This is a genomic window from Deltaproteobacteria bacterium (genome assembly GCA_016234845.1).
Taxonomy (GTDB): Bacteria; Desulfobacterota; Deferrimicrobia; order Deferrimicrobiales; family Deferrimicrobiaceae; genus JACRNP01.
This window is the reverse complement of record JACRNP010000060.1, coordinates 1-6849: the sequence shown is the minus strand read 5'-3', so window position 1 is coordinate 6849 and position 6849 is coordinate 1. Positions and strand designations below refer to the sequence as shown.

Below are 6849 nucleotides of genomic sequence, written 5' to 3'. Positions count from 1 at the left end.
GGTCGCCCTGCTCCTCTCGATCGTGTTCATGTACATGGTGCTGGCGGCGCAGTTCGAGAGCTTCCTGCACCCGGTCTCCATCATGCTCGCCCTGCCGATCTCGATCCCGTTCGCGCTCCTGTCGCTCGTCGTCCTGCGGGAATCGCTCAACATCTACAGCATCCTGGGGCTGTTCCTGCTGTTCGGGATCGTCAAGAAGAACGGGATCCTGCAGGTGGACTACTCGAACACCCTGCGGGCGGGAGGGATGCCGCGGGACCAGGCGATCCTCGAAGCGAACGCGGCGAGGCTTCGGCCGATCCTCATGACCACCATCACGCTGATCGCCGCGATGATCCCGATCGCGCTCGGCAAGGGGCCCGGCGCGGCGTCACGCGCCTCCCTGGCGAAGGTCATCATCGGAGGGCAGCTCCTGTCGCTCCTGCTGACCCTGGTCGTCACGCCGGTCGCGTACTCGTTCTTCGACGACGTGGGGAACCTCACGCCGATCCGCTCCTTCCGGGAGCGGTTCGAGCGGGGGGAGGACCGGTTCTGGCGGTTCGTGAAGCGGAAACCGGCGGCGGAGGGGTGATTCAGCCCCCCTTCTGCCCCGTGTCGGCGTGATACGCCGCGCGGGATACCGGTAGCGCCGTGGACTGGCCCTTGGCCAGGACCCTCCCGTCGCCCGCCGTCACGAGGAGCTCGCACACCATCGACTGCCGCCCCTTGTGGATGACGCGGGACTCCCCGATCACCGTCTCCCCGGGCTTCGCGGCGCGGAAGACGTTGATGCTCCACTGGACCCCGACGGCGTCCACGGCGGCGTTGACGGACAGGGCGAACGCGGCGTCCGCGACGGCGAACAGCAGGACCCCGTGGCCGATCGAGTGCGCGTTCAGGAACCGGTCCTCCACGACGACCGACACCTTCGCGTACCCCTCCCGCCCCTCGACCAGCTTCATCCCGAAATCCTGGATGAGCCGGTCCCCGCGGAAGATCTCCTCCACCCTGTCCATCACTCCTCCTTTTCCAGGTACGAAAGCGCGTATTTCACGTAGCTGTCGGAAAACGCCCGGTTCCTCTCCGCGGACCCCGGACCGAGATCCTTCGCCAACTTCCCCGGGACGCCCATCACCAGCGTGTTCGGAGGAACGACGGTCCCCGGAGGGACGACCGCGCCGGAGCCGATTACGCTCCCCCGCCCGACCACCGCGCCGTCGAGGACCACGCACCCGATCCCGAGCAGGCACAGGTCCCCGATCGCGCACCCGTGGGCCGTGACGGAGTGGCCGAACGTCACCTCGTCCCCGATCGTCAGGGGGAATCCGTCCTTGGTGTGCAGGACGCAGCCGTCCTGGATGTTGGTGCGCCTCCCGATCCGGATCGGGAGGATGTCCCCCCGGATCACCGCGTTGAACCAGACGCTCGACTGTTCCCCGATCTCCACGTCGCCGATGATCCTCGCCCCGTCCGCGACGAAGACGGACGGGGGGAGTACGGGGCTCTTTCCCTTGTGCCGGATCCGCATCGAACCTCCGCGGCGCGCCGACGGATCGCCGGGTCGGTTCCCGCGCCGGACACGATTATAAACCCGTTTGGCGGGTCGCCGCACCCGCCTTGACCGTGCAACCGCCAGATGGTGTAATGCATCCGACCGCACGAATTTCCACCAGCGGAAAACGCCCGCTTTTCTCGCGAATTCCGATACGGGGCGGCAACGTTCACGGCGGCACAAGCGGTACAACCTGAAGTCCGGCGGGCGGCCGACCGCATGCCGGGGAAGGAGGAGGAGATGGCGAAACGCGGTTTGATCACGCGGCGCGAATTCGTGAAGGCCGCAGGTGTGGGCGTGGTCGCGGCGGGGGTCGCCCCCACGATCTTCATCCCGAGGTACGCGCACGGGGCGACGAAGGATCTGAAGATCCTCGTCTGGTCGCACTTCGTTCCCCGGTTCGACAAGGAGTGGTACGACAGCTTCGCGAAGAAGTGGGGCGAGGCCAACGGGATCAACGTCACGGTGGACCACATCGGGCTGGCGGAGATCCCCTCCCGCACCGCGGCGGAGATCTCCGCGGGGCAGGGGCACGACCTGATCGAGTGGATCGCTCCCCCGTCCCAGTTCGAGCCGAGCGTCCTCGACCTCGGTGACGTGGTGAAGGAGGCGGAGAAGAAGTACGGCAAGCAGCACCCGCTCTGCCGCAGGAGCTCCTACAACCCGAACACGAAGAAGTTCTACTGCTTCTGCCCCGGCTGGACGATCGACCCCGGCTCCTACCGGAAGAGCCTGTGGGAGAAGGCGGGGAAGGGGAAGGGCCCCGAAGTGTGGGAGGACCTCATCACCTACGGGGGGAAGATCAAGAAGGAGCAGGGGATCCAGCTCGGGATCGGCCTGTCGCAGGAGCTCGACTCGAACATGGCGGCCCGGGCGCTCCTGTGGTCCTACGACACCGCCATCCAGGACGCGAAGGAGAACGTGATCCTGAACAACCCGAAGACCGTGGAGGCGACCGCCTACATGGCCCGGCTGTTCAAGGAGTCGATGGTCCCCGAGGTATTCGCCTGGACCGCGGTGTCCAACAACCAGGCGCTGATCGCCGGCCGCGCCTCCTACATCCTGAACTCCATCTCGGCGTACCGCTCCGCGCAGAAGGAAGTCCCGGAGATCGCCAAGGACATCTACTTCACCCCCGCCCTCAAGGGGCCCCGCGGAACCGGGTACAGCTGCGAGCACGTGATCTACAGCTACCTGGTCCCCCAGAAGGCGAAGAACATCGAGAACGCCAAGAAGTTCCTGCTCCACCTCGTCGGCAACTACGACCAGGCGATGTACTACAGCGAGCTGTACAACTCCCCCGCGTTCTTCGACGCCCCGATCCCCGCCGGAAACCGCGGGTACGCCGCGGTGCCGGGCGCGAAGAGGCTGCGGGACCTCCACAACACCTGGTTCACGGACGACCCGTTCGCCCTCCCCGGCGAGGAGAAGGGAAAGCTGGCGGTCCTGAAGGACGCCGAGAAGTGGAGCACCAACGTCGGGCACCCCGGACCCGCAAACCCGGCCGAGGGCGAGGTGTTCGCGACGTTCGTCCTGCCCAACATGCTGGCCAACGCCGCCCGCGGCATGAAGGCGGAAACGGCGGTCGAGCAGGCCGAGCTGCTGACGAAGACCATCTTCGCCAAGTGGCGCAAGAAGAAGCTGGTGGGCGGAAAAAGCTAGGCCCGGTTTCCGGCCCGGGGGGCGGATCGCTGCGCTCCCCGGGCGCAATCCTTACATCCAGGCCAGGAAGGCAGCACGAACATGGGGCGCGTCGAGATCCGTTCGATATCGAAGCTGTTCGGTGAAGTCCGTGCCGTCGACAACGTCGACCTGGCGACCAACGAAGGGGAGTTCCTCGTCCTGCTGGGCCCCTCCGGATGCGGCAAGACCACCCTGCTCCGCATGATCGCCGGGATCGAGACCCCGACCGCGGGGGAACTCGTCATCGACGGGACGGTGGTGACGGACCTGCCGCCCCGGCTGCGGAACATCGCCATGGTGTTCCAGAGCTACGCCCTCTATCCCCACATGACGGTCTACAGGAACATCGCCTTCCCCCTCCGGGCCCGCGGGGTCGACGAGGAGACGGTCCGCAAAAAAGTCGAGTGGGCGGCGGGGATGTTCAAGATCGGGAAACTCCTCGACCGGAAGCCGCGCCAGCTGTCGGGCGGGGAGCGGCAGCGCGTGGCGCTGGCGCGCGCCATGGTGCGGGAGCCGAGCGTCTTCCTGCTCGACGAGCCGCTCTCCAACCTCGACGCGCTCCTGCGCACGTCCGCGCGCGAGGAGCTGCGGCAGTTCCAGCGGCGTGTCGGCGTCACCACGATCTACGTCACCCACGACCAGGTCGAAGCGATGGGGCTGGGAGACCGGATCGTCGTGATGAGCCAGGGGAAGGTCCGGCAGGTCGGAACCCCCCTCGAGATCTACCAGTGGCCCGCGGACACCTTCGTCGCGACGTTCGTCGGGTCCCCCCCGATGAACCTCCTTGAGCAGGAGGACGTTCTGCTGGGATTCCGGCCGGAAACGTTCCTTCCCGCCGACGCGGTCGAAGGGTCGGAAGGGGTGATCACCTTCCCGTTCGAGGTGACGTACCTCGAATACCTCGGCGCGGAGCGGCTCGTGTACGGGAACGTCGGGGAGAAATCGCACGCGCGCCACGTCGTCTCCCGCCTTCCCGGATCCCTCACCCTCCCGCTCGAGGCGGGGAAGACGTACCCGTTCGCCGTGGCCACAAGGGACCTGCGGCGGTTCGACCGGAAGAGCGGGCTGGCCCGCACCGGCGGCGCGCAGTGACCGCCCCCGCGCATCCCGCGCCCCCCGCCGCCGGCCGCGGCGGGATCCTCGACGACGAGGGAGCGCTGGCGAAGCTGATGATCGCCCCCGCGGTCGTGTTCATCGTGGCGATGATCGGCGCCCCCTTCGTCCTCGCGATCCTGTACTCCTTGAGCGACGCGACCACCGGCGATCCGGGGCTGCGCATCGTCGGACTGCAGAATTTCCAGGCGGCCCTCGCGGACCCGGTGTTCCGGCTCGCCCTGCGGAACACCTTCGTGTTCACGCTCCTCTCCCAGTCGATCGTGATCGTCCTGTCCCGGGTGCTGGCCAACGCCCTCCTCAAATCGTTCCGGGGGAAATGGATCGTCCGGTTCCTCATCATGCTCCCGTGGACCGCCCCGATCTCCCTGGGGACGATCGGCTGGCTCTGGATGTTCGACTCGATCTTCAGCCCCATCGACTGGGTGCTGCGCTACCTTGGGGCGCTCGGGACCGCCACCGCCCTCCTGGGGAACCAGACGAACCTCTACTGGCTCGGCGTCCCCGGCCTCTCGATGGCGTCGGTCATCCTCGTGAACGTCTGGCGGATCCTCCCGCTGGCCACGGTGATCCAGCTGGGGGGCTTGAGCTCGATTCCGAAGGACCTGATCGAGGCCGCCGAGGTCGACGGCGCCTCCCCGTGGCGGCGCACGCTGATGATCACGATCCCGCTCACGCTGCCGATCGTCAGCATCGCCTTCCTCTTCGGCGTGGTGTTCACGTTCACCGACCTGGTCGTGGTGTACGTCCTCACGCGGGGCGGTCCGGTGCACATGACGCAGGTGCTCTCCTCCTGGACGTTCTTCAAGGGGATCGAGGCCGGGGACCTGGCCCAGGGCGCGGCCATCTCCCTGTTCATGTTCCCCGTGCTGGCGGTCGCCGCCGTCCTGATCCTGCGGATGGCGAGACGGACGGAGGTGGTCTGATGGCGCACCTGGGGAAACTCGCGCGGCGCGGGGGGCTCTACACGCTGCTGGGGACGTTCGCCTTCTTCAGCGCATTCCCCTTCTACTGGATGGTCATCGCGACGTTCAAGCGGGACCACGACCTGTTCAGCCCGCTGAACAACCCGTTCCTGTTCAACGAGCCGCCCACGCTCGACCACCTGAGGCTGCTCTTCTTCGAGACCCACTTCGTCGGGTACCTGCTGAACACCGTGGTGGTGGGGTTCGCCGTGGTCGCCATCACCCTGGCCACCGCCGTGCCCGCGGCGTACGCCCTCGCGCGCTGGGCCCGGGGCTGGGGGGAAACGCTGGGGATCGGGATCTTCCTCACGTACCTCGTCCCGCCCACGATCCTGTTCATCCCGCTGTCCCGCTTCGCGTCGTTCTTCGGGCTGCAGGAGTCGCTCTGGTCGCTGATCCTCGTCTACCCGACCTTCACGATCCCGTTCTGTACCTGGCTCCTGATGGGGTTCTTCAAGACCATCCCGAAGGACATCGAGGAGCAGGCGATGATCGACGGCCTGAGCCGGTTCGGGGCGATGTCGAGGGTCGTCCTCCCGCTGGCGATCTCGGGGGTGCTGACGGTGGTGGTGTTCTCCTTCACGCTCTCGATGCACGAGTTCATCTACGCCCTCACCTTCATCTCGGTGTCGGCGAAGAAGACCGTGTCGATCGGGGTGCCGACGGAGCTGGTGCGGGGCGACGTCTTCCAGTGGGGGCCGCTCATGGCCGGAGCGCTGATCGCCAGCGTCCCGGTGGCGGTGGTCTACACCTTCTTCCTCGACCGGTTCGTCGCCGGCTTCACGATGGGGGCGGTGAAGTAGCCCCTACGTCGAACGCGGATCGGTTATTCCAGCACGATGGCCCCGATGGGGCACATTTCGACGCAGATCCTGCAGTCGTCGCACCGGTTCGTATCGACGAATGCCTTCCAGTCGAGCAAAGCGATGGCATCGTACGGGCAGTTGAAGATGCATTCCTGTTTTTTATACCCAACGCATGCGTTACAAATGTCCCTATTCACTACGGCAGGCATGTGGACGTCTCCTCGATGATCGTGACAGAGCCTTCCGATCTATATGCTGGCTCCGATGACTCTTCCCCCATACACCGCGTCCGCCACGCCGTGCGGAGTGACACAGTCTCCGATTTCGTGCACTTCATCGAACCTTTCCTGCAGTTCCGCCGCCAGCTTCCGGTTCGACGACCGCCCTCTCGATAGCACCACCGTGTCCGCCTCGACGAAGGTCGATTTCCCTGCCGCGTCCACGACGGTCACTCCGTTCTTCTCGATGTTCCGCACCTTCGTCAGGAAGAGCGGCTTTATGTTTTTTTCCTGCAGCATCCCCGTGAGGATCGGCATCGCCTTGATCAGTCCGAGTTCCCAGACGGAGATGTTGTCCTCCTCGCGGACGAGCGTCACGTCCCTGCCCTGGTCCGCCAGGCTGATCGCCGTCTCGATCATGGACCCGATCGACTGGCCGTGCAGGACGCCGACCACCCCCACCACGGCGCAGATCCCGAGCGCCAGGCCGAGGACCCGGCGCCCTAGCGTGTCGACCTGCCGCTCGAGCGGCG

At 66.3% G+C, this 6849-nt stretch carries 9 protein-coding genes; 5 read left to right on the top strand and 4 right to left on the bottom strand.

What is annotated here, in order from left to right; translation table 11 throughout:
- The coding region (locus tag HZB86_05125; GenBank protein ID MBI5904917.1) for an efflux RND transporter permease subunit at positions 1-571 on the top strand (571 nt) is incomplete at its 5' end.
- Between the two features lies 1 nt (position 572).
- On the opposite strand, the gene HZB86_05120 is transcribed toward HZB86_05125, so the two are convergent.
- Positions 573-995: a PaaI family thioesterase gene (locus HZB86_05120; GenBank protein ID MBI5904916.1), complete on the bottom strand. Its 423-nt coding sequence runs from the start codon at positions 993-995 to the stop codon at positions 573-575.
- Entirely contained in the window at positions 995-1507 is a 513-nt protein-coding gene (locus tag HZB86_05115; protein ID MBI5904915.1) for a gamma carbonic anhydrase family protein, read from the bottom strand. The genes HZB86_05120 and HZB86_05115 overlap by 1 nt, the downstream gene beginning before the upstream one ends.
- Positions 1508-1771: 264 nt before the next feature.
- On the opposite strand from HZB86_05115, the gene HZB86_05110 reads away from it, so the two are divergent.
- The 4 genes from HZB86_05110 to HZB86_05095 all read left to right on the top strand — a co-directional run bounded on the left by HZB86_05110 (position 1772) and on the right by HZB86_05095 (position 6095).
- A complete protein-coding gene (locus HZB86_05110; protein ID MBI5904914.1) occupies positions 1772-3193 on the top strand; it encodes an extracellular solute-binding protein in 1422 nt (473 codons plus the stop codon).
- A gap of 81 nt (positions 3194-3274) precedes the next feature.
- On the top strand, positions 3275-4306 hold the full coding sequence (locus HZB86_05105) for an ABC transporter ATP-binding protein (protein MBI5904913.1): 1032 nt from the start codon (positions 3275-3277) through the stop codon (positions 4304-4306).
- Between the two features lie 77 nt (positions 4307-4383).
- Positions 4384-5253, top strand: coding sequence for a sugar ABC transporter permease (locus tag HZB86_05100; GenBank protein ID MBI5904912.1), 870 nt, complete (start codon positions 4384-4386; stop codon positions 5251-5253).
- Positions 5253-6095 carry a carbohydrate ABC transporter permease gene (locus HZB86_05095; protein ID MBI5904911.1) on the top strand — a complete coding sequence of 281 codons (843 nt, stop codon included), beginning with the start codon at positions 5253-5255 and terminating at the stop codon, positions 6093-6095. The genes HZB86_05100 and HZB86_05095 overlap by 1 nt, the downstream gene beginning before the upstream one ends.
- 23 nt (positions 6096-6118) lie before the next feature.
- Here the strand turns inward: HZB86_05095 and HZB86_05090 are convergent, their stop codons facing one another.
- On the bottom strand, positions 6119-6307 hold the full coding sequence (locus tag HZB86_05090; protein ID MBI5904910.1) for a 4Fe-4S binding protein: 189 nt from the start codon (positions 6305-6307) through the stop codon (positions 6119-6121).
- 39 nt (positions 6308-6346) lie between these two features.
- Positions 6347-6849, bottom strand: a 503-nt coding sequence (locus HZB86_05085; protein MBI5904909.1) for an FAD-dependent oxidoreductase, incomplete at its 5' end; no start/stop codon positions are given.

What these genes read in the sequence shown, in the direction of transcription:
- HZB86_05120 (MBI5904916.1), bottom strand. Translation starts at nt 995, where the DNA reads ATGGACAGGGTGGAGGAGATCTTCCGCGGGGACCGGCTCATCCAGGAT.
- HZB86_05115 (MBI5904915.1), bottom strand. Translation starts at nt 1,507, where the DNA reads ATGCGGATCCGGCACAAGGGAAAGAGCCCCGTACTCCCCCCGTCCGTC.
- HZB86_05110 (MBI5904914.1), top strand. Translation starts at nt 1,772, where the DNA reads ATGGCGAAACGCGGTTTGATCACGCGGCGCGAATTCGTGAAGGCCGCA.
- HZB86_05105 (MBI5904913.1), top strand. Translation starts at nt 3,275, where the DNA reads ATGGGGCGCGTCGAGATCCGTTCGATATCGAAGCTGTTCGGTGAAGTC.
- HZB86_05100 (MBI5904912.1), top strand. Translation starts at nt 4,384, where the DNA reads ATGATCGCCCCCGCGGTCGTGTTCATCGTGGCGATGATCGGCGCCCCC.
- HZB86_05095 (MBI5904911.1), top strand. Translation starts at nt 5,253, where the DNA reads ATGGCGCACCTGGGGAAACTCGCGCGGCGCGGGGGGCTCTACACGCTG.
- HZB86_05090 (MBI5904910.1), bottom strand. Translation starts at nt 6,307, where the DNA reads ATGCCTGCCGTAGTGAATAGGGACATTTGTAACGCATGCGTTGGGTAT.